The 25,311-nt window shown below is 61.2% G+C and carries 23 protein-coding genes; 12 read left to right on the top strand and 11 right to left on the bottom strand.

The annotated features are described in order from the left end of the window. Positions 1-16: 16 nt before the first annotated feature. Together GKN89_RS07005 and mgrA are read right to left on the bottom strand one after the other, a co-directional pair. On the bottom strand, positions 17-427 hold the full coding sequence (locus GKN89_RS07005) for a DUF2502 domain-containing protein (RefSeq protein ID WP_154746590.1): 411 nt from the start codon (positions 425-427) through the stop codon (positions 17-19). A 224-nt stretch (positions 428-651) separates the two neighbouring features. Continuing rightward, positions 652-1,641 carry an L-glyceraldehyde 3-phosphate reductase gene (mgrA, locus tag GKN89_RS07000; RefSeq protein WP_154746589.1) on the bottom strand — a complete coding sequence of 330 codons (990 nt, stop codon included), beginning with the start codon at positions 1,639-1,641 and terminating at the stop codon, positions 652-654. Positions 1,642-1,830: 189 nt separating this feature from the next. Here mgrA and GKN89_RS06995 point away from each other — a divergent pair, with 189 nt between their 5' ends. Further along, positions 1,831-3,492 (top strand): alpha-keto acid decarboxylase family protein, encoded by a 1,662-nt coding sequence (locus tag GKN89_RS06995; protein ID WP_195933990.1) that lies wholly within the window; start codon positions 1,831-1,833, stop codon positions 3,490-3,492. Here the strand turns inward: GKN89_RS06995 and GKN89_RS06990 are convergent. Then, entirely contained in the window at positions 3,468-4,358 is an 891-nt protein-coding gene (locus GKN89_RS06990) for a LysR family transcriptional regulator (RefSeq protein ID WP_025160151.1), read from the bottom strand. The two genes, GKN89_RS06995 and GKN89_RS06990, sit on opposite strands and share 25 nt — an antisense overlap. A 98-nt stretch (positions 4,359-4,456) precedes the next feature. On the opposite strand from GKN89_RS06990, the gene GKN89_RS06985 reads away from it, so the two are divergent. Both GKN89_RS06985 and GKN89_RS06980 read left to right on the top strand, forming a co-directional pair. Next, complete coding sequence (locus GKN89_RS06985) at positions 4,457-4,909, top strand: multidrug/biocide efflux PACE transporter (RefSeq protein WP_019453822.1); 453 nt, start codon at positions 4,457-4,459, stop codon at positions 4,907-4,909. Positions 4,910-4,976: 67 nt separating this feature from the next. Beyond that, positions 4,977-5,669, top strand: coding sequence for an aspartate/glutamate racemase family protein (locus GKN89_RS06980; RefSeq protein WP_019453821.1), 693 nt, complete (start codon positions 4,977-4,979; stop codon positions 5,667-5,669). Here GKN89_RS06980 and GKN89_RS06975 read toward each other — a convergent pair. Then, positions 5,666-6,913 carry an ion channel protein gene (locus GKN89_RS06975; protein WP_154746588.1) on the bottom strand — a complete coding sequence of 416 codons (1,248 nt, stop codon included), beginning with the start codon at positions 6,911-6,913 and terminating at the stop codon, positions 5,666-5,668. The two genes, GKN89_RS06980 and GKN89_RS06975, sit on opposite strands and share 4 nt — an antisense overlap. Before the next feature lie 310 nt (positions 6,914-7,223). On the opposite strand from GKN89_RS06975, the gene glk reads away from it, so the two are divergent. Continuing rightward, a complete protein-coding gene (gene glk / locus GKN89_RS06970) occupies positions 7,224-8,186 on the top strand; it encodes a glucokinase (protein ID WP_154746587.1) in 963 nt (320 codons plus the stop codon). Positions 8,187-8,253: 67 nt separating this feature from the next. On the opposite strand, the gene GKN89_RS06965 is transcribed toward glk, so the two are convergent. After that, on the bottom strand, positions 8,254-9,483 hold the full coding sequence (locus GKN89_RS06965; RefSeq protein WP_154746586.1) for an OFA family MFS transporter: 1,230 nt from the start codon (positions 9,481-9,483) through the stop codon (positions 8,254-8,256). A 397-nt stretch (positions 9,484-9,880) separates the two neighbouring features. On the opposite strand from GKN89_RS06965, the gene GKN89_RS06960 reads away from it, so the two are divergent. Then, positions 9,881-10,207 carry a DUF2502 domain-containing protein gene (locus GKN89_RS06960; protein ID WP_048234501.1) on the top strand — a complete coding sequence of 109 codons (327 nt, stop codon included), beginning with the start codon at positions 9,881-9,883 and terminating at the stop codon, positions 10,205-10,207. Between the two features lie 4 nt (positions 10,208-10,211). Here GKN89_RS06960 and GKN89_RS06955 read toward each other — a convergent pair whose 3' ends face one another. The 3 genes from GKN89_RS06955 to GKN89_RS06945 all read right to left on the bottom strand — a co-directional run bounded on the left by GKN89_RS06955 (position 10,212) and on the right by GKN89_RS06945 (position 13,971). Beyond that, positions 10,212-10,946: a LytTR family DNA-binding domain-containing protein gene (locus tag GKN89_RS06955; RefSeq protein WP_019453816.1), complete on the bottom strand. Its 735-nt coding sequence runs from the start codon at positions 10,944-10,946 to the stop codon at positions 10,212-10,214. Then, the gene (locus GKN89_RS06950; RefSeq protein WP_019453815.1) at positions 10,943-12,634 is read right to left on the bottom strand and encodes a sensor histidine kinase; all 1,692 of its coding nucleotides are present in this window, start codon (positions 12,632-12,634) and stop codon (positions 10,943-10,945) included. The genes GKN89_RS06955 and GKN89_RS06950 overlap by 4 nt, the downstream gene beginning before the upstream one ends. A 92-nt stretch (positions 12,635-12,726) precedes the next feature. After that, positions 12,727-13,971 (bottom strand): DUF1479 domain-containing protein, encoded by a 1,245-nt coding sequence (locus GKN89_RS06945; RefSeq protein ID WP_154746585.1) that lies wholly within the window; start codon positions 13,969-13,971, stop codon positions 12,727-12,729. A 168-nt stretch (positions 13,972-14,139) separates the two neighbouring features. Between GKN89_RS06945 and GKN89_RS06940 the strand changes: the two genes are divergently transcribed. The 3 genes from GKN89_RS06940 (at position 14,140) to GKN89_RS06930 (ending at position 16,664) form a co-directional block, all read left to right on the top strand. Beyond that, a complete protein-coding gene (locus tag GKN89_RS06940; RefSeq protein WP_154746584.1) occupies positions 14,140-14,679 on the top strand; it encodes a GNAT family N-acetyltransferase in 540 nt (179 codons plus the stop codon). A 119-nt stretch (positions 14,680-14,798) separates the two neighbouring features. Next, a complete protein-coding gene (gene alaC, locus GKN89_RS06935) occupies positions 14,799-16,028 on the top strand; it encodes an alanine transaminase (RefSeq protein ID WP_019453812.1) in 1,230 nt (409 codons plus the stop codon). A gap of 111 nt (positions 16,029-16,139) precedes the next feature. Then, a complete protein-coding gene (locus GKN89_RS06930; RefSeq protein WP_019453811.1) occupies positions 16,140-16,664 on the top strand; it encodes a cytochrome b in 525 nt (174 codons plus the stop codon). A 55-nt stretch (positions 16,665-16,719) separates the two neighbouring features. Here the strand turns inward: GKN89_RS06930 and ypdK are convergent, their stop codons facing one another. Further along, on the bottom strand, positions 16,720-16,794 hold the full coding sequence (gene ypdK, locus GKN89_RS06925; protein WP_099782600.1) for a membrane protein YpdK: 75 nt from the start codon (positions 16,792-16,794) through the stop codon (positions 16,720-16,722). Between the two features lie 557 nt (positions 16,795-17,351). Then, positions 17,352-17,789 carry a transcriptional regulator gene (locus GKN89_RS06920; protein WP_019453810.1) on the bottom strand — a complete coding sequence of 146 codons (438 nt, stop codon included), beginning with the start codon at positions 17,787-17,789 and terminating at the stop codon, positions 17,352-17,354. A gap of 581 nt (positions 17,790-18,370) precedes the next feature. Here GKN89_RS06920 and pgaA point away from each other — a divergent pair. Genes pgaA through pgaD form a run of 4 tightly spaced genes read left to right on the top strand, consistent with a single transcriptional unit; the run spans position 18,371 to position 24,612 of the window. Continuing rightward, positions 18,371-20,827 carry a poly-beta-1,6 N-acetyl-D-glucosamine export porin PgaA gene (pgaA, locus tag GKN89_RS06915; RefSeq protein ID WP_071892027.1) on the top strand — a complete coding sequence of 819 codons (2,457 nt, stop codon included), beginning with the start codon at positions 18,371-18,373 and terminating at the stop codon, positions 20,825-20,827. Positions 20,828-20,837: 10 nt separating this feature from the next. Next, a complete protein-coding gene (gene pgaB / locus GKN89_RS06910; protein WP_019453808.1) occupies positions 20,838-22,844 on the top strand; it encodes a poly-beta-1,6-N-acetyl-D-glucosamine N-deacetylase PgaB in 2,007 nt (668 codons plus the stop codon). Continuing rightward, complete coding sequence (pgaC, locus tag GKN89_RS06905) at positions 22,841-24,175, top strand: poly-beta-1,6-N-acetyl-D-glucosamine synthase (protein ID WP_063919809.1); 1,335 nt, start codon at positions 22,841-22,843, stop codon at positions 24,173-24,175. Before pgaB ends, pgaC begins: the two co-directional genes overlap by 4 nt. Then, a complete protein-coding gene (gene pgaD, locus GKN89_RS06900) occupies positions 24,172-24,612 on the top strand; it encodes a poly-beta-1,6-N-acetyl-D-glucosamine biosynthesis protein PgaD (RefSeq protein WP_019453806.1) in 441 nt (146 codons plus the stop codon). The genes pgaC and pgaD overlap by 4 nt, the downstream gene beginning before the upstream one ends. On the opposite strand, the gene GKN89_RS06895 is transcribed toward pgaD, so the two are convergent. After that, complete coding sequence (locus tag GKN89_RS06895) at positions 24,609-25,064, bottom strand: DUF805 domain-containing protein (protein ID WP_063919808.1); 456 nt, start codon at positions 25,062-25,064, stop codon at positions 24,609-24,611. The two genes, pgaD and GKN89_RS06895, sit on opposite strands and share 4 nt — an antisense overlap. Positions 25,065-25,311 lie beyond the last annotated feature (247 nt).

Here is a 25,311-nt window from a genome sequence, read left to right as displayed (position 1 = left end):
CGCCGGCCCGTCGTGGTTAATCGCGGTCGTCGTCGCCGTGGCGGCGCCAGCGATCGCGGTCATGATCGTGGTGGTGTTTTTTCTCTTTCTTCCAGTGATGTTTATCGTAGTGCTTGTCGTACTTACGGTAACGCCCCTCGTGATAGTAATAATGCTTGCGCCAATAGCCGCCGTCGCGCCAGCGATAGCCATCCCAGTAATAGCCGCGCGGGCTGCGGTCACCGAGATAACGCCCCTGATGTGAGCGCCACCAATCGCGATCGCGCCAGTCGTAACCGTCCCAATAACGGCCGCGATTGTCCTGATCGCCGATGCGTAATGAAACGCCCGGCATCAGATCGATGCTGAGGCCTTCGGCATACGCCTGCTGTGCGGCGGGCAGCACCGTCGCCGCCAGGATGGCGGCCAAGAGCAGAGGTTTAAACATGACTTCTCCTTCCCGCTTGCGCGGCTTGGCCGTTGATCACTTTATGAAGCGCGTTCATCAGTTTAAAAAGCGGCCTTATCGTTATTTTTACTGCAATATCGGCATCATAGCGCCGGCAATATAGGGTTGAATCTGAGAACAACTCTGAAAAGGACGCCGCAGGCCGAGATTTGAGATTTTTCTGGGGTATGGCCGCTCGATTGAGCGGCGTTATTTGTAAGCGATTACAATAAGATTTGCTCGATCTGCGCGAGCTCTTCTTCACTGAAGCGACGGTTGGCCAGCATGCCCACCGCGTCTTCTATCTGCGCATTCTTGCTGGCGCCGATCAGCACCGAGGTGACGCGATCGCCGCGCAGCACCCAGGCCAGCGCCATCTGCGATAGCTTCTGCCCGCGTTGCCGCGCCAGCGCGTCGAGGCGGCGCACCTTGTCCAGCCGTTCGGCGGTCAGCTGTTCCGGCTGCAGGAAGCGGCTGCCGCTGGCAGCGCGGGAATCTTGCGGAACGCCGTGCAGGTAGCGGTCGGTCAGCAGGCCGCCCGCCAGCGGCGAGAAGGCGATGGTGCCGACGCCATGTTCAGCCAATGCGTCCAGCAATCCCGCCTCCGGTCCGCGTTCCAACATCGAATACTTGGGCTGGTGGATCACGCACGGCGTGCCGAGGCGCTGCAGAATGTCGAACGCCTGCCGCGCGCGCTCGGCCGGGTAGTTGGACAGGCCGACATACAGCGCTTTGCCCTGACGCACCAGCAGATCCAGCGCCGCCATGGTTTCTTCCAGCGGCGTTTCCGGGTCTGGACGATGGTGATAAAAGATATCCACATATTCCAACCCCATGCGCTTGAGGCTCTGATCGAGACTGGCGACCAGGTACTTTTTCGAGCCCCAGTCGCCATAGGGGCCGGGCCACATGGTGTAACCGGCTTTGGATGAAACGATCAGCTCGTCGCGCCAAGCCCGCAGATCGGCGTGGAGAATGCGGCCAAAATTCTCCTCGGCGGCGCCGGGCGGCGGGCCGTAGTTGTTAGCCAGATCGAAATGGGTAATGCCGCGATCGAAGGCGCAGCGGATCAGGCCGCGGGCGTTGTCATACAGCGTGGCGTCACCAAAGTTGTGCCACAGCCCGAGCGAGACCGCGGGCAGCTTCAGTCCGCTGCGGCCGCAGCGCCGGTATTCCATCTCTTGATAACGGGAGGGAGAGGCTTGGTAGGACATGGGTATCCTTGTCGACGAGAGGTGAAGTGCTTTAAGTGTATGCGTTTTCACTCCGCGCTGCCGGGGGAAGGATCACAAGGCCGGCATGTAACGCCAGGTTGCCGATTGAGGCGAGAGCCATCGTTCGAAATTTGAACAACATCTTCGATACTTAAAGATAATCGCTCCAGCTGCAGACAGGTGATGATCATGACTCAGATCTATACGGTGGCCGATTATCTGCTCGATCGTCTGGCTCAGATTGACATCCGCCACGTCTTTGGCGTGCCGGGGGATTACAACCTGCAATTCCTCGATCACGTCATTGCGCATCCGCAGGTCAGCTGGGTAGGTTGCGCCAACGAGTTGAACGCCGCCTATGCGGCTGACGGCTATGCGCGCTGCAAACCGGCGGCGGCGCTGCTGACCACGTTTGGCGTCGGTGAGTTGAGCGCGCTGAACGGCGTAGCCGGCAGCTATGCCGAATATCTGCCGGTGATCCACGTCGTCGGCACCCCGGCGCTGCGCGCCCAGCGCGCCGGCGATTTGCTGCACCATTCGCTGGGGGATGGCGACTTCACCCACTTCGCCCGGATCGCCAAAGAGGTCAGCGTTGCCCAGGCTAATCTGACCGCCGACAACGCCGCCGTGGAGATCGATCGCCTGATCGCTACTGCCTTGCTGGAACATCGCCCGGTTTACCTGATGTTGCCCAGCGACGTCGCGCAAGCGCCGCTGCCGGCCAAACCGGCGCCGCTGATGCTGCGTCAGGCCGGGTTGTCGCAAAACGCATTGCGGGCGTTTATCGCGGCGGCGCGTGAAAAGCTGCTGGGGGCGCGGCGGGTGTCGCTGCTGGCGGATTTTTTGGCCGATCGCTTCGGCGTTGAAACGGCGCTGGATAGCTGGATGCAGGAAGTGGCGATCCCACACGCCAGCCTGCTGCTCGGCAAGGGCGTGCTGGATGAGAACCGCGCCGGTTTTGTCGGCACCTACTGCGGCGGCGCCAGCGATCCGGCGGTGCAACAGTCGATCGAAAACGCCGACGTGGTGATCAACGTTGGCGTGCGCTTCACCGACACCATCACCGGGGGATTCACTCATCATCTGCCGATGGAAAAGTGCATCGATATCCAGCCGTTCGAAGCCTGGGTAGGGCGGCGGCGGTTCAACCGCATCCCGATGCGAGATGCCGTGCTGGCGCTGCATCGCCTGAGCCTGTCGCTGGCGGCGCGCTGGCCGTTGCCGACGATCGTCCGCCCGCCGCTGCCGGAAGCGGCGGGTGAAGGGCTGGATCAACACGCTTTCTGGCGACAGATGCAGGATTTCCTGCGGCCGGACGATATCGTGCTGGCCGATCAAGGCACGGCCTGTTTTGGTGCGGCCACGTTAACGCTGCCGCGCGGCAGCCGGATGATCGTGCAGGCGCTGTGGGGATCGATCGGCTATACCTTACCGGCGGCGTTCGGCGTGCAAACCGCCGAACCGCAGCGTCGGGTCGTGCTGTTGATCGGCGACGGCGCCGCACAGCTCACCGTGCAGGAACTGGGATCGATGCTGCGCGACGGGCTTAAACCGGTGATCTTCGTGCTGAATAATCAGGGGTACGCCATCGAGCGCGCCATCCACGGGCCGGAGCAGAGTTACAATGACATTGCGGCTTGGAATTGGACACAGCTGCCGGCGGCGCTGGCAGGTGATCGGCCGGTGAAGGCGTTGCGCGTCAGCGATGCTGAGGGGTTGAGCCAGGCGCTGCGTGAGGTAGCGGACGGCGATCGGCTGGCTTTCATCGAAGTGATGCTGCCGAAGAGGGACATCCCCGAACTGCTCGATACCCTCTCGCGCGTGATTCATTCGCGCAACGCCGCCGCTTGAGCCGCGTCGTCTTCCAACAGCCGCTCCAGCATCCAGTACCCCGCCGGGCCCGGCGGGGTCAGTTTCGACCACACCGCATCCACCGAAATCAGTTTGGGCCAGCCGCGCGGGCGCAGCTGGGTGAGCCTGCCGTGGCCGTATTGCTGCACCAGCCAGTGCGGCAACACCGCCCAACCGAATCCCTGTTCCGCCATCTCCAGCAGCAGCAGATAGCTGGGCGCCGACCACACCAATCCTCCTTGCCTGGCCGCCTCGGCGCCGGTGTAGGTGTTCAGGATCAGCTGACGGGTGCTGGATAACTGTTCCGGCGTCGGCGCAGCGACCTGCGCCAGCGGGTGCTGATGGGCGACGAACAGCCCCATTTCGGTCTGTTCAGGCAGCCGGGAAAAGGCAATATCCGGCGGATAGGTTTTTTGCACTTCCACCATGCCCAGGTGCGCGCGGCCGCTCTGCAGCAGATCGATGACGTCGCCTTCTTCGGCGATCATCCATTCCAGTTCAATCTCCGGATAACGCTGTTCGAACCGCTGCATCAGGCTGTCGTGGTGCTTGGGCTGGTAAGTGTCGGAAAACACCATGCTCAGGCGCGGTTCGACGTTGCCCGCCAGCTGAATGCTCAATGCATCGAGCCGCTCGCTGGCGGCCAGGATCTCCTGTACGTGCCCCAACACTTTGCGGCCGGCGGCGGTGAGCACCGGCTGGCGCGCGCTGCGATCGAACAGCGTCAAGGCCAGGTCTGCTTCCAGATTGGCGATGGCGGTGCTGACGGTGGATTGGCTTTTACGCAGCTTGCGCGCGGCGGCGGAAAATGAGCCGAGGGCGGCGGCTTCCACAAAGGCTTGTAACGCTTCCGGTGAGTAGTGCATATGTATCTGCTTTATCGATGGAATCTATTTTTAATCTACCCAAAAAAGCGATGATAATCACCTGGCTTTCGCAACAACTGTCGAATAAAAGGTGATGTATGCAACTGCAAAACAAGTCTCTCATTGAACGTATCGTCCACGCCGTCGGTTTCGAGGCCATCGCCGTGATGGTTTGCGCCCCGCTGGGCGCGTGGCTGCTCAACCGCTCAATGGTGCAGGTCGGTGCGTTGGCGGTGATGCTCTCCACCGTCGCGATGCTGTGGAACATGGTTTACAACACGGTGTTCGACCGTCTGTGGCCGGTCAGCCGGGTGGTGCGTAACCTGAAAGTGCGTGCGCTGCACGCCGTCGGCTTTGAGGCCGGTTTTATCCTGATCGGGGTGCCGATCGCCGCCTGGATGCTGAGCATTTCCTGGGGGCAGGCGTTTATGCTGGAAATCGGTTTCTTCCTGTTCTTCCTGCCGTACACCATGGCCTACAACTGGCTGTACGACACGCTGCGCCAGCGCTGGTTTGAAGCGCGCCAGCCGATCAATTCCGGCGCCAAATAAGGCGTCGTCAGCCCGGCGATTCTCAGGTAAGGTCAGAGGATCGTCGGAAAATGCTGAGGAACGAATGATGAAAGTGTTGGGCTTGCTGGGCGGCATGAGCTGGGAATCCACCATTCCTTATTACCGCACTATCAACGAGCAGGTAAAGGCGCGCCTCGGCGGGCTGCATTCGGCCAAAATCGTGCTCTATAGCGTCGATTTTCAGGAGGTTGAACGCTTGCAGCACCAGGGCGATTGGGACGGTGCCGGCCGGCTGCTGGCCGCCGCTGCCGTGGCTTTGCGCGCCGCCGGTGCCGAAGCGATCGTGATCTGCACCAATACCATGCACAAGGTGGCGGAGGCGGTCGAGCAGGCCAGCGGCCTGCCGCTGATTCATATCGCCGATGCCACGGCGCTGCAGGTGCGGGAAAAAAATATTCGCCGCGTCGGGCTGCTGGGCACGCGCTTTACCATGGAGCAGACCTTCTACCGCGGCCGCCTGCAGGAGTTGCACGGCATCGACGTAGTGACGCCGGTCAGCGCCGATCGCGACATCGTACACCGCATCATCTATGACGAACTGTGCCTGGGTAAAATTCGCGACGCCTCGCGCGACGAGTATCGCCGGATCATCAGCGATCTGGAGCAGCAGGGCGCGCAGGGGATTATTTTCGGCTGCACCGAAATAGGCTTGCTGGTGAGCGAGCGGGATGCGTCGGTGCCGGTGTTCGACACCACCGCGATCCACGCCCGCGCCGCCGCGGCGTTCGCGCTGGCCTAATCGTCGTGCGGCGGCTGCCGGCGGTTCACCAGCATCAACGGTTTGCCCGCCAGCGCCAGCCAGGCGGGCAGCATCACGATGCACAGCACCGGCAGCAGATGCAGATCCGGCACCACCGCCACCGCCATGAACAGGCTGAGCCAGCCGTCGCGCGTCACCACCAGCACCAGCCCCATGATGGCGCAGGAGACGGTGATCGCCGCCGGCACTGCGGGAACGTGTTGATGCAGCATCAGCCCCAGCGCCACGCCGACGAACACCGCCGGGAAGATGCGCCCGCCGCGAAAGCCACAGGCGGCGGCGATCACCAGCGCCGCCAGCTTGGTCAGGGTAATGGTCAACAGTGCCGGCACCGAATAGCCATCGTCTTGCGCGAGGCGCTTCATTTCATCCAGCCCTTTGAACAGGGTAATCTCTCCGCCCACCAGCGCCAGCAGGCCCAGCACAAAGCCCCCCAGCCCTAACATCAACACCGGGTTCTTCATCGAATGGAACAGGCGGTGAACGTGCGGGAAGCACCACAGCGCCACCATGCCGAGCGCGATGGCGATCAGCGCCACGATGGCGCCGCTGAAGATGTCCGGCAGCCGCGTCACGTCGTAGGCGTCGAGCTGCAGGGCGAAGTTGGGCACGAAGAACATCTGGGTGGTGACCGCGCCGGCGGCGGCGGCGACCAGCGGGGCAAACAGCCGGTCCCACAGCGGCGTTTCGTTATTGCCCGCCAGGGTTTGCGAGAAGATCAGCGCGGCGGCGACCGGTGTGCCGAACATCGCGCCGATGGTGCCCGCAGCCGCCAGGATGATCCAGTCCATGCGCGGCACCTTCGGCAGCAGGCGCGCCCCAGCCGCCGCGACCAGCGCGATATTGATGGCGGTGATCGGGTTCTCCGGCCCCAGGCTGACGCCGCCGGCCAGGCCGACGATCAGCGCCAACCCCAGCCCCGGCAGGGCGGAAAGCGGCAGCGGCATGCCGATCAGTGATTCCGTCGCCGGATCCGGCCCGGCGTGGCCCGGCATATAGCGCACGATCAGGCCCACCGCCACGCCGGTCAGCGTCAGCATCGCGACCGGCCACCAGGGCGACTGGGCGTCCAGGCTCAGCATATCGGGCAGCGTCACCCACAGCCATTGCTGCAGTGTGGCGGCGACGTTCATCACCAACAGCAGCACCAGACTGGATGCGGAACCGATAATCAGCGCAGGCAAAGCAAAGGCCAACATGGCATTGGCGCGCGGATGCAGCATGGGTATTCCCTTGTCGATGCCTCCATGCCGGGCAAGGAGAGCGGGTGATTGGACAGTGGCCACAGCTTGCCAGACTATCGGCGTGCAGGCACGCACTGATATTGCCCGGCGTCGATGACGGTTAACAGTCGCCGGGGGGCGTTTTTTGCCGCAATTTGTTTCAAAACGCGGCGTGGCGGGCAAGCTGAAACGTTTTTTGTGATCCGGATCGCTATTGGGGCGCAGATCCGAGGCGGGTGATTGTTGTTTTTGCGGCAGGATTTTACAGTGTGGGCAGCTGTTTATTTTTCATTTTACGGAGACGAAATCAATGACCTATGCCCTCGTAGGTGATGTTGGCGGCACCAATGCCCGCCTGGCGTTGTGCACTGTTGCGACGGGTGAGATTACCCAGGCGAAAACCTATTCCGGCCTGGAGTTCGAGAGCCTGGAGGCGGTGATCCGCCACTACCTGAAAGAGTGCGATATCGAGGTGCAGGACGCCTGTATCGCCATCGCCTGCCCGGTGACCGAAGACTGGGTGGCGATGACCAACCACAGCTGGGCGTTCTCGATCAAAGCGATGAAGGCCAGCCTGGGGCTGAGTCATCTGGAGGTGATCAATGATTTCACCGCCGTCTCGATGGCGATCCCGATGCTCTCGCCGGACGACGTGCTGCAGTTTGGCGGCGGCGAGGCTCAGCCGGGCAAACCGATCGCAGTGTACGGCGCCGGCACCGGGCTGGGCGTTGCCCATTTGGTGCATGTCGATCGCTGCTGGGTCAGCTTGCCGGGCGAGGGCGGCCATGTCGATTTCGCGCCGAACAGCGAAGAAGAGGACATTATTCTGGAGGTGCTGCGCGCGGAAGTGGGGCACGTTTCCGCCGAGCGCGTGTTGTCCGGGCCGGGCCTGGTCAACCTTTATCGCGCCATCGTCAAGGCGGACAACCGCCTGCCGGAAAAGCTGGAGCCGAAGGACATCACCGAGCGGGCGTTGGCCGACAGCTGCATCGACAGCCGCCGTGCGCTGTCGCTGTTTTGCGTGATCATGGGGCGCTTCGGCGGCAACCTGGCGCTGACTCTGGGCACCTTTGGCGGCGTGTACATCGCCGGCGGCATCGTGCCGCGCTTTATGGAATTCTTCAAGGCTTCGGGCTTCCGCGCCGCCTTTGAAGACAAGGGGCGCTTCCGCGACTATGTGCGCGACATCCCGGTGTTCATGATCACGCATGGCCAACCGGGCCTGCTGGGAGCCGGCGCGCATCTGCGCCAGACGCTGGGCATGCAGCTGTAAGCTCTGCGGCAGAACAATAAAAAGGGGCGCAACCCACAGGTTGCGCCCCTTGTCGTTTTCGCGGGGATCAGGCTTTGGCCAGCTCCGCCGCCTGTGCGGTTTCTTCGGTTTCCACTTCCACTGCTTTCGGCGCTTTGATGAACAGCGTAATCAGCAGGGAGGCGGCGGACAGGATGCCAATCACCATGAAGGTGGCGTGGAAGCCGCCGAAGTATTTGGCGACGAACGAACCGGCCAGCGCGCCCAGGCCGAAGCCCTGGTAGATGATGCCGTAGTTCTTGCTGTGGTTTTTCAGGCCGAAGAAGTCGCCGACAATCGCCGGGAACACGGTGATGTTGCCGCCGAAGCAGAAGGCTACTGCACCGACGCAGATGAAGAACAGCGTGTGGTTCAGCGTCATGAAGCTCAGTGCGACAATCGCCAGCACGGTAACCAGCATGGTGAAGCTGATGACGCGCATACGGCCCACTTTATCGGACAGCGTGCCCAGGATGATGCGGCCGGCGGTGTTGAAGATAGCGACGGCGGATACGGTGTTGGCGGCGGTAGCCAAGTCCATCCCGGCCAGCTGAACGCCCATGTCTTTCACGATGCCGATCAGGTACAGACCGCTCATGCAGGCAGCGAAGAAGATGGTGAACAGCAGGTAGGCTTCTTTGGTGGCCAGCATCTGGCGCACGCTGAAGTCGTTGCCCAGGCCGTTGGCGCCTTGCTGTGCGGTGCGGGTCGCCAGCACCGGCTCTTTCAGCAGCAGCGAACCGACGACGATCAGGCCCATCACGATGACACCCCAGTAGAAGAAGGCGCCGGAAACGCCGACGTCGGCGATCAGGGCGGCGTTGACGTATTTGAACAGCAGGCTGCCGCTGCCGAAGGCACCGACGGAGATGCCGGAAATCAGGCCTTTGTTGGCCGGGAACCACTTAATCAGGTTGGACAGGGTGGAGATGTAGGCGATACCGACCGCAAAGCCCACCACTACGCCGGCCAGCAGGTAGATCATGTCGAGCGAGCTGACGTGGGCGCTGGCGATAAGGCCCAGGCCGACCAGAATGCCGGCACACAGCGTCAGGTTGCGGATGCCGAAGCGCTCTTGCAGTTTGCCGGCGAACAGCGTGGCGAAGGCCAGGAAGAAGCTGGTGATGGAGAAGGTGGTGGCGACGTCCGCCAGCCCCCAATGGAACTTGTCGACCAGCGGCTGGTTGAACAGGCTCCAGGTGTAGATGGTGCCCAGACCCATCTGACAGATGATGGTGCCGAGAACGATTAAGCTGCGATTTGCCGGTTTGGTGTTCATGGCCGGTCTCCTTCCTGTGTGTGCGTTGCCGGGCGTGAGCCGCTGGCTGAAATTTGCGGGGTGAATCAACGTTCCCGCGGTATGGGCTTATTATATGGCCGGCTCTCCCGGTGGACGGCGGATCGGGAATGAGTTGCACGACGGAAGGAATGAAATGCATTTTATGCGGCGTGAGTTGCCGTTTTTGCGCCGAAAAGCGCGTGAAATGCCGCGGGTGACACGTGATCTACATCAAAGATATCAACGATTTATTGTTAATCGCCGGTGAACGATTGTGGTGAAATTGTGAAGGATGCGTCTGAAAGGCGTAAATCGGCATTGCGCCTATAGAGCGGCGGTGAGCGCGGGACTATGTTATCTGCGATCGGACAAGGTCCGTTCTGCAGGAGTCCATGAAATGAAAAAAACGCTGTTGTTACTGGCTGCGCTGTTGGCGCTGCCGCTGGCGAGCCAGGCCGATGTGTCCATCGGCGTGAACGTGCCGGGCCTGTCGTTGCATATCGGCGATCGCGACAATCGCGGCCACTACTGGGACGGCTATCGCTGGCGCGATCCGCGCTGGTGGGCCGATCACCACCGGTATGAACGCCCGCGCGGTTACTACTATGGCCCGCCGCCACGGGTGATCTACTACGGGCCGCCGCCGCGCGACTGGCGCGATCGGCCGCATTACCGCATGCCGCCACCGCCGGGCTATTACTACCGTCCGGGCCCGCGCTGGTAAGCGCTTACAGGCGCATCAGCTTGCGGAACTCTTTCACCTTGCTGCGGCTGACCGGCACTTCAAACTCGAGATCGCTCAGCCGCAGAATGTAGGTATTGTTGAACCAGGGGACGATCTCGCGGATCTTCGCCAGGTTAACGCAGTAAGAGCGGTGGCAGCGGAAGAAATGCTCTTCCGGCAGCCGGCCGTAAAACTCGGTGATGTTCATCGGCATCACGAACTCTTCCCGGCGGGTATAGACCCGCGTCACCTTTTCATCGGCGGCGGCGTAATAGATATCGTTGATGTCGGTAACGATGATCCGCTCGTCTTTGATCAGGTTGATGCTGTGGCTGCCGCGGCTTGGCGCGCTGGCCGGCTCGGCCGCGCCGGCGGGGCGTTGATGCAATGCCTCCAGCTTTTGCAGCATGGTGACGATGCGCGCTTCGTGATAAGGCTTGAGGATATAGTCGAACGCCTCTATCTCGAAGGCTTCCACCGCGTGCTCTTTATAGGCGGTGATGAACACGATCGACGGCCGATGGGCGAACTTGCTGATGTTTTGCGCCAGCAGCACGCCGTCCAGGGACGGGATGTTGATGTCGAGAAAAATGGCGTCGACCTGGTGCGTCTGCAGGTATTTGAGGACATCGAGGCCATCCTCAAAGGTGGCGACGATATCGATGTTGCTGTGTTTCTTGATCAGGTAGCTGAGTTCTTCCTGCGCGAGGAATTCGTCTTCCACGATAATGGCTTTCATGAGGCCTCCCCGATCGGCGGCGCGCTCGGTTCCTGATGCAGTTTGCCGCCGTTTTTGCTGATGTAAAACGCGATTTCGGTGCCCGGTTCCAGGCGGCGAATATGCAAGCCTTCACCGTACAGCAACGACACGCGATGATGCACGTTGAGCAGGCCGATATTGTGGCCCGGCATCTCGTTGCGCGCCACCCGGTCGATGGTGTCCTGGTTGATGCCGTTACCGGTGTCCTTCACCGAAATTTTCACCCGGTCGCCCTGATCTTTCACCGCGATCACCACCACCCCTTTCCCCTTGCAGGGCTGGATGCCGTGCACGATGGCGTTCTCCACCAGCGGCTGGATCAGCAGGCTTGGAATGCGCACCGAGACGTCGTCGTCGATGTCGTAAATCACCGTCAGCTTGGCGCCGAAGCGCGCCTGTTCGATGGCGATATAGTCCTGAATCTGGTGCAGTTCCTTGCGGATATCGATCAGCTCGTCGTTCAGCTCCAGGTTGTAGCGCAGGTAGCGCGACAGGTTGATGATCAGCTGGCGCGCGGTGTCCGGATTCAGCCGGATAGAGGAAGAGATGGCGTTCAGCGCGTTGAACAGGAAGTGCGGGTTAATTTTGCTCTGCAGCGCGCGCATTTCGGCCTTGTCCGCCATCTGGCGCAGGTGCTCGATGCGGGAAACCTCCATCTGCGTGGAGATGATTTGCGACAGCCCGACCGCCATCACCTTCAGCGTGTTGGTGATCTGGTGGGCGTGGCAGTAGTAAATCTTCAGCGCGCCGGTCACTTCGCCTTTTTCCCACAGCGGCACCACCAGCTGCGAATGGATCTGCGGCGCGGCCGGGTTTTCCAGGTTGTTCTTGATGATGATTTTGCCGTGGCGAATGCTTTCGCGGGTGACGCGGCTCAGCCCTTCGCGGCCGATCGGGTAGGCTTCGCGCCCCACGCCAACGTAGGCCAGCACCTGATGGGTATCGGTGATCGCCACCGCATCGGCGCGGATGTCCTGGCGGATGATATCGCAGATGGTGGCCAGCGATTCGCTGTTGATATTGCGGAAATAGGGCAGCGTCTTGTGGGCGATATCCAGCGCCAGCTTGGCCTGACGCGCGGCGATCACCTCTTTTTCATCTTCGACGCTCTGCACCAGCAGCACGATCAGGCCGATGCACACCGTGCCGAGGATCATCGGCAGGGCAATCTGCGACACGATATCCAGCCCGAGCTCGGTCGGTTTGGCCCACAGCACGATCAGCAGCATGGTGAGGGATTCGCACAGCATGCCGCCGACGATGCCGGCGCGCCAGCGCTGCTCTTTTTTCACCTTGAGATTGATGTAGCCGGCGCTGATGCCGGCGATGATGCTGGTGATAAGGCAGGGCACCGAGGTGATGCCGCCGATGTCGATCAGGTAGCGGTGCACGCCGGCGATGATGCCGGTGACGATCCCCACCCAGGGGCCGAACAGGATGCCGCCGGCCATGATGGCGATGACGCGCACGTTGACCAGCGATCCCTCAACGTTGATGCCGGAGTAGGTGCTGAACAGCGCAAACAGCGAGAAGATCGCCGTGACGATGCCGAGTTCGAGCGGTGTATGATCTTCTTTTTGCAGCAGTTGGCGGAACAGCCGGGTGCGGGTCAGGAAAAACAGACAGATCAACATCAGCGCGGCGCGATCAAACACCGCCAACAGCATTTCAAAAAAAGGGTGCACGACGGGTTCTCGCTGCGGCCTACGGATGGCGGCAGTATACCACAGCGAGAAAGGCCCGTGGCTCAGGCCGGCGGTCAGCGCATGCCGAGCTGCGTTTTGCCCAGCGGCGTCAGCAGATCGGCGGTGGCGCGGCCGTCAAAATCCACTTCGAAGTCGTCGGGAGCGAAGTCCGGCGGCGTTCTGCCGTCGATAAAGCTCGGCAGTTGGCGCTGCAGGTAGGCGTCGTTTTTCGCGCAGCCCGGCGCGGCGGCGATGTACATCACGTTGCTGTCGAACTCGCCGTTATGCTCGTTCTCCACCGCGTGGATCACGTCGCAATGCCAAAATACCGTGTCGCCCGGCTCTAGGTCGGGAATAGGGGAAATCCCACTTAATAAAAGGGGATGCCATTTTTCCGAGATCGACAGCGCGCGGCCCGGCGCCGCATCGCACAGATCGTCGTCGGCGACGTCGTCCTGCAGCACGCGCAGCAGCACGTAGGCCATGGCGTTGGCGATCGGCACCAGGTTCAGCGTGCCGGCGTTGGTGCGCTGCGGCGTCAGCGCCGTCCAGCCCTGGAAGGTGCGGAACATCGAGCAGACCGCCGGGGAGGCTATCTCGCGCACCTCGGTGCGGCCGTCGGCGGCGAAGGGGTCGTACTGTTGCCAGTCGCCGGAGAACACGTGGCGATACACATAGCGGAAGTTTTCGTCCAGCCAGCGCTCGATGGTGCCGCTGTCGACGTGCGGCGACAGGCCCAGCGACGAGGAGTTCGGCGGGCGGCGGCGGGTGCGATCGGCGTAGGTGGCGACGCGGGTCGGATCGAAATGCTGTTTGCCGTTGCTCTCGGTGGCCCACAGGCTGTTGAGGAACACCTGCACTGCGTGCATGCGCGCATCCTGCCGCGCTTCAACCTGCGGTTTCGACCAATAGATGCCGTAAATTTGCGGCTTGCTGGCGGCCAGCTTGCCGAAATAGTTGTCTTCGGCGGCGTTTTTCAACCGCTCGACGAAGTTGTTGCGCTCGAGGTAGTCGCCGATTTCGCGATTCCAGCCCTCGGCTTTGGCGCGCGGAAACACGCCGCGAATGGCGCAGGCGCCGCGCTGCTTGATCAGCGCTATCTGCTGCTCGCTGACGCGTTGCTGCAGGATATCTTCCGCGTCGATCTGCGGCACCGGATTGTGGCCGGCGGCCAGCTCGCGTCGGATCTGTTCGACTTGGCCGCGGATGTTCTCTTCCAGCGCCTGAAAGACTTCGCGGTAGTTCGGCAATGCCTGGCGCAGCTGGCGCTTGACGTTAACAATCGCCTGCGGAATATCGTCGATGACTAAAGAGGCCATGGTGTTCTCCTGGTGCCGCGTGAGTGACTGCGGCGGGCAGTTGTAGGGAATCGGGCAAGACGTTATGGTTTTGTGGTTTTAACGTGAATGATTATCGGCAACCAATCGGGGAAAATAAAGAGATATCTTTCATTCGTAAGTTCCTCTTTTTCGTTTTTCGGAGATTTTATGAAGCTGGTCACTGAACGTCTGCACTTACAGTCGATAACCGCCGAGGACTGGCCGCTGTTTCTGCGCCTTTACCAGGATCCTGAGGTGATCCGCTATATCGCCGATCCGCTCAGCGAAGCGGCGATCCGCGAGCGTTTCGACGCGCGGCTGCCGGCCTGGGACAAACACGGCGATCAGTGGCTGTGCCTGGTGATGCGTGAGAAGCACAGCGGGGAGGCGGTGGGCATTACCGGCTTTCGCCCGCAGTGGCTGCCGTATCGGCAAGCGGAGGTGGGATACGGCAGTTTGCCTGACGGGCAGGGCAAGGGCTATGGCAAGGAGTCGCTGCGGGCGGTGCTGGATTTTGCGGTGAACGCCTGCGGTTTTCACAAGCTGACCGCTACCGTGACCTCCGGCAACCTCGCCTCGCGCGGTCTGCTGGAGTCGTGCGGTTTTCAGCTGGAAGGCACGCTGCGCGATAACTTCCGCCTGGCGGGAGAGTGGCGAGACGACTGGCTGTTCGGGCTGCTGGCGGCGGAGTTTCAGGGCGGCAAATAAAAATATCGCGCCGGGTATCGACAAGCTCGTCGGCGCTGCGCTATGTTCGATATTCGGTCAGTTCGCTGGCCAGCGTCGCTCGGACGGTCCGGGCGCTAACGTTTATCGAGGAATCCCCTATGGCTGATAACAGTCCACAGCGCCGTTTCACGCGCATTGAACGCCTTCCCCCTTACGTATTCAACATCACCGCCGAACTGAAGATGGCCGCACGCCGTCGCGGCGAGGATATTATCGACTTCAGCATGGGTAACCCCGACGGCCCGACTCCGCCGCACATCGTGGAAAAACTGTGCGCCGTCGCCCAGCGCGACGACACCCACGGTTACTCCACCTCGCGTGGCATTCCGCGCCTGCGCCGCGCCATCTCGCGCTGGTATGCCGATCGTTATCAGGTGGATATCGATCCGGAAAGCGAAGCCATCGTCACCATCGGTTCGAAAGAGGGGCTGGCGCACCTGATGCTGGCGACCCTCGATCACGGCGATACCGTGCTGGTGCCGAACCCCAGCTACCCGATCCACATTTACGGCGCGGTGATCGCCGGCGCACAGGTGCGTTCGGTGCCGTTGGTGGACGGCGTGGATTTCTTCGGTGAGCTGGAGCGCGCCATTCGGGAAACCATTCCGCGTCCGAAAATGATGATCCTCGGCTTCCCGTCCAACCCGACCGCGCAGTGCGTGGAGCTGGATTTCTTCGAACGGGTGGTGGCGCTGGCCAAGCAGTACAACGTGCTGGTGATCCACGATCTGGCCTATGCCGACATCGTCTATGACGGCTGGAAAGCGCCGTCGATCATGCAGGTGCCGGGGGCGAAAGACATTGCGGTGGAGTTCTTCACCCTGTCGAAAAGCTACAACATGGCCGGCTGGCGCATCGGTTTCATGGTCGGTAACCCCGAGCTGGTCAGCGCGTTGGCGCGCATCAAAAGTTATCACGACTACGGCACCTTCACGCCGCTGCAGGTGGCGGCCATCGCCGCGCTGGAAGGCGATCAGCAGTGCGTGCGCGATATCGCCGAACAGTATCGGCAGCGCCGCAACGTGCTGGTGAAGGGGCTGCATGAGGCCGGCTGGATGGTGGAAAATCCGAAGGCGTCGATGTACGTGTGGGCGAAAATTCCCGAACCTTATGCCCACCTCGGCTCGCTGGAGTTCGCCAAGCGTCTGCTGGCGGAAGCGAAGGTTTGCGTCTCGCCGGGCATCGGCTTCGGCGATTACGGCGATACTCATGTGCGTTTCGCGCTGATCGAGAATCAGGACCGTATTCGTCAGGCGGTGCGCGGCATCAAGGCGATGTTCCGCGCAGACGGACTGCTGAAGCCGGGCAAAGGCGGCGGCGCCAAATAATCCCGTCAGGCCGGGCGCCCGCCCGGCCTTATTTTTTTCCGACCCAAGGTTTTCTTCATTATTTCCCCATTATGCTCGACTACGCTGAGTTTTATTTTTTGGACAGAGTGTATGAGCAACCGCTACGCGCGATCGCAAATCGTTTTACATTGGCTGACGTTGCTGATGGTGATCCTCACCTATGCGGCGATGTTGCTGAAGGATTCGGTGCCGGACGAGTGGGCGCCGATGGTCAAAAATCTGCACTTTAACTTTGGGGTGTCGGTCTTTGCCCTGATGCTGATTCGATTGGCGGTGCGCACCTTTCACGCGGCGCCGCCGACCACGCCACCGTTGGCCGAATGGCAGGAAGTGGGCGCCAAGATCTTCCATTGGCTGCTGTACGTAGTGTTCTTGATGTTGCCGCTGCTGGGGATGTTAACCCTGGCCTACGGCGGAAAATCGTGGACGTTGCTGGGATGGCCGGTACCGCAATGGGTGACGCCGGATCCGGTGATGCGCAAGTTGGTCAAAACGGTGCATGAGACGTTGGCCAACATCGGCTACTTTATCATTGGCGCGCATGCGCTGGCGGCGCTGTATCACCACTACCTGCGTAAGGACGACACCTTGCGCCGCATGATGCCGGGAAAATAATCGTAGACTGAAACGACAAAGGGACGCTTGCGCGTCCCTTTGGCTGTATTCCTGGTCAGGCAACCATCAACATGAAGGTGCCAACCCAGGCAACCAGCATGAATGACACGCCCATCAAAAAATATTTCACTGAACAACTCCTGTCTGGAGTCCTCGCCAGCAATGATCCCGATTGTTGTGCTGAGTATTTTATGGGCAACCAGCTTGTCGGGCGGGTTCTTCCAAGCGAAAGAACAACGTCCTCGAGCGCGGGTTGTCCGGTTGTCGCGCCTCATGCTCCGTGAGGTAAAATCTGAACCGCGACAGGATCGGCGCTAATGTACTCTCAATACTGGTCTGATTTCAATACTGTGTTTTTGATCACAATTTTTGGCTGTTTTTTGACCTGCCCGTGCTGTTTTATAACGCTTTTCATCGGCAAGCGACAGGAAGTAGCCCGCCGTGGCGGGCTGCAAAATCGGGGGGTGGCAATGCGGTGGCAGGCGCTCAGGCGAGGGCGTTGATGCCGGTCACCAAAATGGCCCAAAAAACGAGACAAGACAGCAGAATAACGGCCCAAATATGACGGCGACTCCACTCCATTTTTAGCCTTCGTTGTTGCGACAAGTGATTAGGTAACGATCACATCGGCGCCAACTGGGGAAAATTTAGCCCTTGCGGATAATATTTTGCTTACCTGCAGCTAACTTATTGGCAAACTTCGCTTATTGTCACGCGCACTTCATAGCCCAACAGATACAGCGCCTGTTCCAGCGCTTCAACCTTCGAGGCGTAGCCGATATCCAGCAACCGCTCCATTTGCCCGCCGTTGAATCCCAGCTGGCGCGCCAGCGCCGCTTTGCCGATGTTTTTGCGCAGCATGGCGTTGTGCAGCTCGATCTTCAGCGCCACCAGCGCCGGCAGGTGTACCCTCAAGTCATCGGTTTGCAGAGGGGAAGGGGCGGGCAGGGGCAGCCCTTCGTCCATCGCGGCGGCGATGGCGGCCAGCAGGCTTTCCTGCGCTTCCAGCTCGATGTCTTCGCGTTTATAGCAGGCCGATTGCCACTCGGGGAAGTCGTGGAAACCGATCTGCCAGGCGTCGCTGTCGCGGTCGAAGAGGTAATGGGCGGGGTAGTGGCTGAACATGGCGATCCCTGATGAAAATCTGAATGAGGCGCTATTGTGACGGCATGTCCGGGAGATAGCCAGCAGGAACGTAGCCGTAGGGGAATTTAAATTGAAAGCAATAATTATTAGCAGGCAAATTTAATTTTCTGGTGAGCAATATTCTTATTATTTTTGCCGGCAAGAAAGATTATTTAATTAGTCACTTGGATTAATAACCCTGTTGATGGGTGATAATGATAATTAAAATCAAATATCACACCGGTTTTTATACAATTTCACATGGTAGAGTGAAAGTAAGAGTATTGATTATGATATAAATTTATGCTTATGATTTTTATGGGTTTAATTTTTATTATTTCACTTATTAACAATTGTGAAATTCCATTTTTATTCAGATATCACCTGGCTGCGGTATTCATCGGCAGATTTATAAAATACTCTTTTTAGGCAAAGGCGCATTCGATTCTATTTAAGCGTGCGCCAGACAGAAATATTCATTACTCCATGCTTATTACCCGACGGCCTTAGCCGATTTTTCGGGTGCCTGCTCGCATTTCCACTTTGCCAGGACAGCAGCTCACGGATTAAAGGAATGCCTCGTGCCTAAAGTTAACTCGCGTTCATTACGCTTTACCGAACGCCACGCCACCAAATATGCGGCGTCATTGCTGTTTATCGGTTTATCCCTGCCGGCCGCCGCGCTGGCGGATGAACGCTATGACGCACTGATCCGTCAGGCCAGGTCGGGTGATACCGCGCCGGTGCTGGCGTATTTATCGCAGCGGCGCGCTCGGGAGGGGTTGAGCCTGCAGCAGCGAGCCGATTATATCCAGGTGGCCGGCTGGGCCGGCCACGATGAAGAGGTGGTCGCGCTTTGGCGTGCCGACGGCGCCGCGCTGCAGCGGGATAGCGCCAGTCTGGCGACGGCGGCCCGCGCCTATCGCAACCTGAAGCAGTGGCAACCGTCGCTGCGCCTGTGGCGTGCGGCGTTGCAGCTCGCTCCCGCCGACGGCGGTCTGCAGCGCGGCTATGTGATGACGCTGGCGGATGCCGGGCAGGATGTGCAGGCGCAAACGGAAGCAGCAAAAGCGGAGAAGCTGCTGGAGCCGGCAACGTGGTATCTGACGCGCGCCTATGTGGACCAGACCGCCGGCCGCAGCTGGGCGGCGCTGGAAAACGTTACCCATGCCCGTGCGCTGACGCCGTCCGACACCGGAATTCAGGCTTATTACGTGACGCTGCTGGCGGCGAATCGGGTTGCGGATCCGGCACTGCGTGAAAGCCAGGGGCTGACATTGCCGCCCGTGCAGCAGCGGCGCCTGCAGGCGGATGAAGCCGCCGAGCTGGTGCGGTTGTCGTTTATCGATGCTCGCGGCGAACAGGAACGTTTCGTCATCGCCGATCGCGCGCTGGCGCGCTATGACCAACTGCTGACGCAGTGGCGGCCGCTGCCGGAGGCGCAGGACAGCTACCAACAGGCGCGTATCGATCGCCTTGGCGCGCTGCTGGCGCGTTATCGAATGGCCGACGTGGTGAGCGAGTATCAAACCCTGCAGGCGGAAGGGCGCACGGTGCCGGATTATGCCCAGCGCTGGGCGGCGTCCGCCTACCTCTATCTGCAGCAGCCGGACAAGGCGCAGGCCATTTTCGGCCGCCTGAACGCCGCCGCACCGCAGGCGGTGACCGCCGAAGACGAAACCGATCTGTTTTACGCGCAGGCGGAGAACGAACGCATCGATCAGGCGGCGCTGCTGGCGCAGCGCGTCAGCCAGCGCTATCCCTACGCGACCCGCCTGTACCAGCTGCCGACGCTGGCCTACAACGATGACTGGCTGGTCGGCCAATCGCTGTTGGCGCAGTCGCGGGTTTATCAACGCGATCTGGCCGAGGCCGAACGGCAGCTGACCCATCTGGCGCGCACGGCGCCGGGCAATCAGGGTCTGCGCATCTCCTTGGCCAGCGTTTATTTGGCGCGCGGCTGGCCGCGCCGCGCGGAGGAGGAGCTGAAGCAGGTGGAAGGGCTGGAGCCGCGCAGCCTGCCGTTGGAGATCCAGCAGGGCTATGTCGCTCAGGAGTTGCAGGCGTGGCGGCAGCTCGATTTGCTGGCCGACGATGTCATCCAGCGCGCGCCGGAAAGCGTCGCCGCTCAGCAGCTCGAGCGTTCGCGCCGCATTCACCACATGTCTGAACTGCGCATCAGCGGCAATCAGGGCATCGATTCAGACGGGCCGGTCAGCGGCAGCCACGATTTCGGCATTCACGCCGCGCTCTATTCACCGCCGATCGACGACAACTGGCGGCTGTTCACCGGCTGGGGATTCAACACCGGCCAGTTCGAGGAGGGCAAGGGCATCAATCGCGATCTCAGCGCCGGCGCCGAGTGGCGCTCGCGCGATCTGTGGCTGGAGGCCGAGGTGGCCAACCGCAACTACGGCCACGGCAATGAGCTCGGCCTGCGTCTCTCATCCTGGTATGACCTGAATGATCAATGGCGCCTCGGCGGTTCGGTGGCGCGGCTGTCGGCCGAGACGCCGCTGCGTGCGTTGACCAACGGCATCAGCGCCAACGGCGGTAACCTGTGGCTGCGTTGGCAGCAGAACGAAAGCCGCGAGCTGCGTGCCAGCGTGGCGCCTTCGCACTTCTCGGACGGCAACAACCGGCTGGAATACGGCCTCGAAGGGCGGCAACGGCTGCTCGCCGGCGCCCGCTATCGGCTGGACATGAACCTGACGCTGTCCGGCAGTCGCAACAGCCAGGAGAACGTGCCGTATTACAACCCGAAGCGCGACTTCACGCTGCTGCCGTCGTTAACGCTCGATCACACCCTGTATCGCCATTATCAGACCGAGTGGAGCCAGCAGTTCCAGGCCGGTGCCGGCAGCTATTGGCAGCGGGACTATGCGCGCAAGCCGATCACCCAGTTGGGTTACGGCCAGCGCATCAGCTGGAACGGGGTGTTGGACGCCGGCGCGATGCTGCAGTTTGAGAAGCATCCGTACGACGGCAAACGCGAGCGGAACATCGGCGTGACGTTTGATCTGAATTATCGTTTTTAAAGGAATAATCATGCTTATTCGATCCTCGCTTTTCGTGTTGGCCGCGTTGCTGACCACCGCCTGCAGCCAGGTGGACGTGCCGCGCTTCACGCCGCCGGCGGAGCGCCCCGTGGGGCCGATGGAACGCCCGTGGCCGGCCAACCGTTACGCGGTGCTGGCGTATCACGACGTGGAAGACGGCGCGGCGGACCAGCGCTACATGTCGGTGCGCACCAGCGCGCTCAACGAACAGTTCGCCTGGCTGAAGCAAAACGGCTACCAGCCGGTGTCGGTCGAGCAGATCCTGCAGGCGCAAAACGGCGGCCCGGCGTTGCCGAACAAGGCGGTGCTGCTGACCTTCGACGACGGCTACCGCAGCTTCTACAGCCGGGTCTTCCCGCTGCTGAAGGCCTACAACTGGCCGGCGGTGCTGGCGCCGGTCGGCGTCTGGCTGGATGCGCCGGCCGGCAAGCCGGTCGACTTCGGCGGCCTGATGACGCCGCGCGATCGCTTCCTCACCTGGCAGCAGGTGCGGGAGGTGTCGGACTCCGGGCTGGTGGAGATCGGCGCACACACCTACGCGTCGCATTACGGCGGCATCGCCAACCCGCAGGGCAATACCGAACCGGCGGTCGCTAATCGGCTGTATGACGCCAAACAGGGCCGCTACGAAAGCGAGGCGGAATATCGCCAACGTATCGAGAAGGACGTGGCGTTGATAACCCAGCGCATCACCGCCGCCACCGGTAAGGCGCCGCGCGTGTGGGTCTGGCCGTACGGCGCGGCCGGCGGCGTGGCACTGGACATCGCGCGCAAGCACGGTTACCGCATGGCGCTGACGCTGGAGAACGGGCTGGGAGACGTCAACGCGCCTGAGAACGTGCCGCGCATGCTGGTGGCCGGCAATCCGTCGCTGACGAGCTTCGCCCAGCAGCTGACGCAGATACAGAACCGGCAGATCATGCGGGTGGCGCACGTCGATCTCGACTACCTCTACGATCCCGATCCGCAGCAGCAGGCCAAAAACCTCGACAAGCTGGTCCAGCGCATCTACGACCTGCGCATCAATACCGTTTTCCTGCAGGCGTTCGCCGATCCAAAAGGCGACGGCAACGTGCGCGAGCTCTATTTCCCCAACCGCTGGCTGCCGATGAAGGCCGACCTGTTCAACCGGGTCTCCTGGCAGCTCTCTTCGCGCACCGGCGTGGCCGTGTATGCCTGGATGCCGGTGCTGGCGTTCGAGCTGGGCTCTGACGTGCCGCGCGTACAGCGCCTCGATCCGCAAAGCGGGCAGCTGTCGGTAGACGACAAGCAGTACCGCCGCCTGTCGCCGTTCAGCGCTGTGGCGCGCCAGCGCATCGGTGAGATCTACGAGGATCTGGCGGCCCACGCCACCTTTAAAGGGATACTGTTCCACGACGATGCCCTGCTGTCGGACTTCGAAGACGCTGGCCCCGACGCCGTTGCGGCCTACCGCCAGGCCGGCTTCGCCGATTCAGTGGCGGCGATACGCCAGGATCCGCAGGCGATGGCGCGCTGGACGCGCTTCAAGAGCCGGGCGCTGATCGCATTTACCCAGTCGCTGACCGAGCGGGTGCGGGCGATCCGCGGCCCGCAGGTGCAAACCGCGCGCAACATCTATGCGATGCCGGTGCTCGATCCTGCCAGCGAAGCCTGGTTCGGCCAGAATCTGGCGGATTTCCTGCAGGCCTACGACTGGGTGGCGCCGATGGCGATGCCGCTGATGGAAAACGTGTCGCGCGCCGACAGCGGCCGCTGGCTGGATCAACTGGTGGGCAAAGTGGCCGTTTACCCCGGCGCGCTCGATAAAACGGTGTTTGAGTTGCAGGCCGTCGACTGGCGCAAGGAGCGCCGGATCAGCCTGGATGACGGTCAACTGCTGGCCGAATGGATGCGTCGCCTGCAGCGCAATGGCGCTCAGAGCTTTGGTTATTACCCCGACAACTTCCTCGACGATCGGCCTAAGCTGGATGCCGTTCGCCCGGTGTTGTCCTCAGCCTGGTTCCCACTGCCATGACCGATCGTTTAATTGCCTTATTTATCCTGTGTCTGGTGTTGAGCGTGCCTTTCGGCATCGTCCTGCTGTTTACTGGCGAAGTGCTGCTCAACTTCGTGTTTTTCTGGCCGCTGTTCATGTCCGGTATCTGGATCGCCGGCGGCATCTATTTCTGGCTGCACCGCGAGCGCCACTGGCGCTGGAGCCCGGACATGCCCGCGCCGGTGCTGCCGGGCAACCCGTCGATCAGCGTGCTGATCCCCTGTTTCAACGAGGGATTGAACGCGCGTGAAACCATTTCGGCGGCGATGGCGCAGCGCTATGAAAATATCGAAGTGATCGCCATCAACGACGGTTCCAGCGATGACACCGCCGAGGTGCTGGATCAGTTGACGCTGGAGTTCCCCCGTCTGCGGGTGATCCATCTGGCGCAAAATCAGGGCAAAGCGATCGCGCTGCAGGCGGGCGCGGCGGCGGCGCGCAGCGAGTTTCTGGTGTGCATCGACGGCGATGCGCTGCTGGATCGCGATGCGGCGGCCTATTTGGTGGCGCCGCTGTTGGCCAATCCGCACGTCGGCGCCGTGACCGGCAACCCGCGCATCCGCACGCGCTCCACGCTGATCGGCCGCATCCAGGTCGGCGAGTTTTCGTCGATCATCGGTCTTATCAAGCGCACGCAGCGCGTCTATGGCCGCCTGTTCACCATCTCCGGCGTGGTGGCCGCGTTTCGTAAGCAAGCGCTTACCGATGTCGGCTACTGGAGCCAGGACATGATCACCGAAGACATCGACATCAGCTGGAAGCTACAGCTCAAGCACTGGGCTATCTTCTTCGAACCGCGGGCGCTGTGCTGGATCCTGATGCCAGAGACCCTGCGCGGGCTGTGGAAGCAGCGCCTGCGCTGGGCGCAGGGCGGCGCCGAGGTGTTTTTAAAGAATCTGCGCAACCTGTGGGCCTGGGAGCACCGGCATATGTGGCTGCTGTTCGCCGAGTATTGCCTTTCTACGTTGTGGGCGTTCACTTACCTGGTCAGCGTGCTGATTTTCCTGGCCGGGCTGGCGGTGCCGCTGCCGGAGGGCATCCGCATTCACTCGTTGCTGACGCCGGCGTTTACCGGCTTGGTGCTGGGCGTGGTGTGCCTGCTGCAGTTCACCGTTAGCCTGCTGCTGGAGAAGCGCTATGAGAAGGGCTTCGGCCGCTCGCTGTTCTGGATCATCTGGTATCCGCTGGTGTATTGGCTGCTCAGCCTGCTGACCACGCTGGTGGCGTTTTCCAAAGTCATGTTGAAAGCTCGGCGCGGGCGTGCGCGCTGGATCAGCCCCGATCGGGGCATTGGGAGGATCAAAGAATGACAGATGTCCTGATTTATTCCGAACGCGGCCTGCTGCCGCGCGTGGTAGACAGCCTGCTGACGCTTTTCGCCTGGTGCGGCTTCCTTTATCTGTTCAGCCGCGGCCTGATGTCGGTGATGGATCAGCACGGGGTGGGTTCTGCCCTGTCGCTGCTGGAGGTGATCTCGCTGTATATCATTGTGGCGTTGTTCAATGCCGTCACGTTGATCGCCTGGGCCAAATACAACCAGTATTTCTCCCGCCGCAGGGCCGCTGGCCGCTGGCGGAAACAGCAACAGAACACCCACATCGGCTATATCACGCCGGAGCTGACCCGGCAGCTGCGGCGTTTGCCGATCGCCGTGGTGTCCCATAACAGCGGCGGCGGCATCAGCCAGGTCAGCGGCAGGCTGACGGCGGCCGAACCGGCAGCGAACAAGGTGGTGCAGCTGCGTTAGTCGTCAGCGTTGCCGTCCGGCTTGCGGCGCAGCCCGTCGGGCGGCAACAGCAGGGCGCAGATCATCCCCGCCAGACTGAACAGCGGCAGCCAGCGGGCCACCGGGCCAGGGGAGTAATTGTTCAGCACCGAACACACATAGCACGCCACGGCCAGCGCCCAACCGGGCAGACCGATATCGTTGAACCGGAACGCGGTTTTGGCCATGAACCACGTCACCAGACCGAAGCAGAACAGCGCCCACACCATAATGCACAGCAGATACAGCAGCACCGCGACGAATTCGGCGGTATCGCTGTGTGCATGGGCGCGAAAATGATTTTTGTCCAGATAGGTCGACAGAAACGACAGCAGCGCGATGCCGATGGCGAAGATGGCCAGCGAAAAAATAAAGGTTTTGCGCGAGACGCGCCCACGATAGAGGCCTTTAGCTAGTTGTCCGAGAGATTCCATAACAGTCCGTTGTCGCGATAATGGCGATGAATCGCCGTCTGGCGGTAAGCAGGGCAAACAGCGGGGCATTTTATCCGGGTAACCGGGAGCGTCAAGGTGATAATTATTATCATTTATTCGCGGTTGAGATTCAGCGTGACCGCCTCAGGCGTCCTTCCATCACGTAAAACGTCACAATTTGGCACGTTTGGCTACCTGAGGCGGTAATTGGCGACATAATCCTGTTTGTTCGCACCGAACAATGCAT

The organism is Serratia sp. YC16 (assembly GCF_009707615.1).
GTDB lineage: Bacteria > Pseudomonadota > Gammaproteobacteria > Enterobacterales > Enterobacteriaceae > Serratia > Serratia surfactantfaciens.
The sequence above is the reverse complement of the archived record's forward strand: the minus strand, read 5'-3'. Positions and strand labels throughout refer to the sequence as shown.